Origin of the sequence: Plesiomonas sp. (genome assembly GCF_051650925.1) — a bacterium.
GTDB lineage: Bacteria > Pseudomonadota > Gammaproteobacteria > Enterobacterales > CAMTGL01 > Plesiomonas.
Genome location: NZ_JBOFRH010000458.1, coordinates 1 through 2,998 on the forward strand (window position 1 = coordinate 1; position 2,998 = coordinate 2,998).

2 protein-coding genes are annotated in these 2,998 nt (G+C 47.3%); one reads left to right on the top strand and one right to left on the bottom strand.

Annotated features, from left to right (window positions below; translation table 11 throughout):
* Positions 1–486 precede the first annotated feature (486 nt).
* Complete coding sequence (locus ACRC27_RS11080; protein WP_438623250.1) at positions 487–615, top strand: hypothetical protein; 129 nt, start codon at positions 487–489, stop codon at positions 613–615.
* A gap of 450 nt (positions 616–1,065) precedes the next feature.
* Here the strand turns inward: ACRC27_RS11080 and ACRC27_RS11085 are convergent.
* A partial coding sequence (locus ACRC27_RS11085) for a DEAD/DEAH box helicase (RefSeq protein ID WP_438639886.1) occupies positions 1,066–2,998 on the bottom strand: 1,933 nt, incomplete at its 5' end.

The following is a 2,998-nucleotide window of genomic DNA, read 5'->3' on the forward strand; positions in this document are numbered from 1 at the left end:
TAAGCCTAGCTTTCGTTTGTTTTTTCGCATCGACTCATCGTTCATCATCGTTCAGTAGTTAACTATCAGGCGCATTCGGATGGATGTCTCCATCACAGCGATAAACATAACTATCGGGCCAAACACAATGTCATCAACATAACACGCTAAATATAACGGAAAGGGTCTGCTACATATCTTCTGCTATCTTAAACCATATCCTGCTAATGATCTCCCTCCGATGCTGATCTGACCACATCTTTTACATAATAGTGGGCTAACAAATACCATATATGGATATTTTTCTGTAACAGGCCAAATCAATTATCGTACATTTCAAAAAAAACATTTGTACAGGTAAAAAAAATCTTTGTGTTAAGGCGATCACACTATTGCATCGCTGTATCGTTTCAGCTATTCTTGCTTTAACAGGAAATGAGACATCAGTCACACAACCTGTTGGTGCAAATCAAAATCCTAAATACGGTCACTCTAAGGAGCTTTATCATGACTTTATCTATCATCCGTCAGCGTGCTATTCAGGCTCAAAAGCAACAAGCCGCCATTAATTTAGTGTCTCGTGCCTTCAACAAAGCACGCGCTTACTGGCATATTCGCAATGCACAAAGCTTTTAATGCACAAAACGTCACTAAACTATTTAGGTGTTTATCGCAGTTATTTAGTGAAGACATCTTGAGATTTGCCGCCATAGCGGTGTCACCACCGAATAATTATACGGTGTTTCGTGTAAACCGTATTGCAACAACATGTTGAATATAACAACGGTTGAATAGAATTTCGCCGGAATAGCATAAATGTAGCATACCGATGTTTACCCGATCAGGGTACAAAAGAGGTATGTACTTATCTTACTGACAATGTTCAGCTTTTTATCTCTTCTTTTATTCCCTATCGTTTTTTATTATCCCTGTTGATTTTCTATTTCTGCTGAATATCCTTTTACACACTCCTCACGCTCTAAGCTTTGAGATCCCTATAAAGTATTTGTTTTTTTGCTGTTGTTGCTTATTGGTATTAGCGCCAAACAGTATTTTAGAAAAGTACTGTTTGGCGATGATAAACCGCTACTGTTGCAGTAGGTTAAACAGTTGCTCACTGTCAATTTTATCAACGTGTGATTGTCCGCTGAGTACTTTATCCGCCAGTTCGCGCTTTTCACTGTGTAGAGCGACAATTTTCTCTTCTATCGTGCCTTCGGCCACCAAACGGTATACGGTCACCGGCTGGGTTTGCCCCATACGGTGCGCACGATCACTGGCCTGATCTTCAACCGCCGGATTCCACCACGGGTCAAGGTGAATCACGGTGTCGGCCTCGGTTAAGTTCAGCCCAGTACCGCCAGCCTTCAGGCTGATTAAAAATAGCGGGTGATCTCCGGCTTTAAAACTGTCTATTGCCCGTTGACGGGCGGTACTCGAACAGCTGCCATCAAGATAGCTGTAGGTCAGTTTGCGCTGATCAAGCTGTTGACGTAGTAGGGTTAGCAGACCAACAAACTGACTGAAGATCAGCACTTTATGCTGACCACTGAGTGCTTCATCAATCAGTAATAGCGCCTCTTCGAGCTTACTGGCTGGCCCTTGATAATCAGCCATTGACAGACGCGGGTGACAACAAATCTGACGTAAACGGGTAAGACCGGCCAACAGGGTCATGCTGCCACTTTGGTTACTGTCATCACTAAGTTCAGTCAGTGTTTGCTGACGAGCGGCTTCATACAGTGCCCACTCTTGCTCGGTCAGGCTGACGCTGTGGGTGATTTCTGTTTTATCTGGCAGTTCAGTTAATACCTGTTTTTTGGTGCGACGCAGAATAAACGGTGAAACCAGTGCGCGCAGACGTTGCAGGCTCTCATCATCACGCACGGCGGTTGCATATTGGCGGGTAAATTTATTTTTGCTGCCAAGCAGCCCCGGATTGATGAAAGCGAACAAGCTCCACAATTCGGTAAGATCGTTTTCAACCGGCGTACCACTGAGGGCAATACGGGCTTGTGCCTGCAATTTAAACAGTGAGCGTGCACGCTGGGTATTGGCATTTTTAATCTGCTGTGCTTCATCGAGCACTGCAGTGGACCAGTTTTTTTCCAGCAACCACTCTTCACAACGGGCAATCAGACCATAACTGAGCAGCACAATATCGCGGGTAGAGGCGCGGGTAAACATAGCCGCGCGATCATCGGCCTGTTCAATATTGAGTACATTCAATTCAGGAGCAAAACGGGCGATCTCCGCACTCCAGTTGTGCAAAACTGATTTTGGAGCAACAACCAGTGCAGGGCCGCTATGTTGCCGGAAGCGCAACAGAGTAAGGGCTTGCAAGGTTTTCCCCAGCCCCATGTCATCAGCCAAGCAGGCACCAAAACCGTGTTCACTTAAGTGTGCCAGCCACTGCACACCTTCACGCTGATAGCTGCGCAGCTGCTGCAGTAATGGTTCTGGCAGGGCTACTTGTTGCTGCCAGCGGGCGGTCAGTGCTTGCCACTGTTCATCACCGTCGAGGGCTTTTTGCCCCAGCAGTTGTTGCAGCGGGAATGCCAGTTGGCTGTTAAAGCTGTGATCGTCATTGACCAGATTGCGCAGTGCAGCTAAATGCTGTTGCAACTGTTCGGTTAACAGCAGGATCTGGCCATCTTCAAGGGTGATGTAATCACGTGATTCACTGCTCAGTAGCTGGCGCAGTGAAGCGACCACAACTTTATCAACGGTGATATCCCCCTCGAGGGCAAACCACTCTTTTTGATCACTGACTCGCAGTTGCAAGTCGGCAACATCCACGGTATGTACACGCTGACTTTGCTTGCGCCACAAGACGTTGACTTGCCGCAGCAGCGGGCTGCGCTGCAATTGTTGCAACAACCCGATAGCCGCACTGCCCTGCCAGCGCCATTGATATTGCCCCTCTTCCCCGCCGAGCAGTGCCTGCCACGGCTGGGCCTGTTCGAGCTCTTGTGCTAGATCTCGCTGATACCAGTGCAGGGTATTTTGCGGGTCAACC

What these genes read in the sequence shown, in the direction of transcription:
- ACRC27_RS11080 (WP_438623250.1), top strand. Translation starts at nt 487, where the DNA reads ATGACTTTATCTATCATCCGTCAGCGTGCTATTCAGGCTCAAAAGCAA.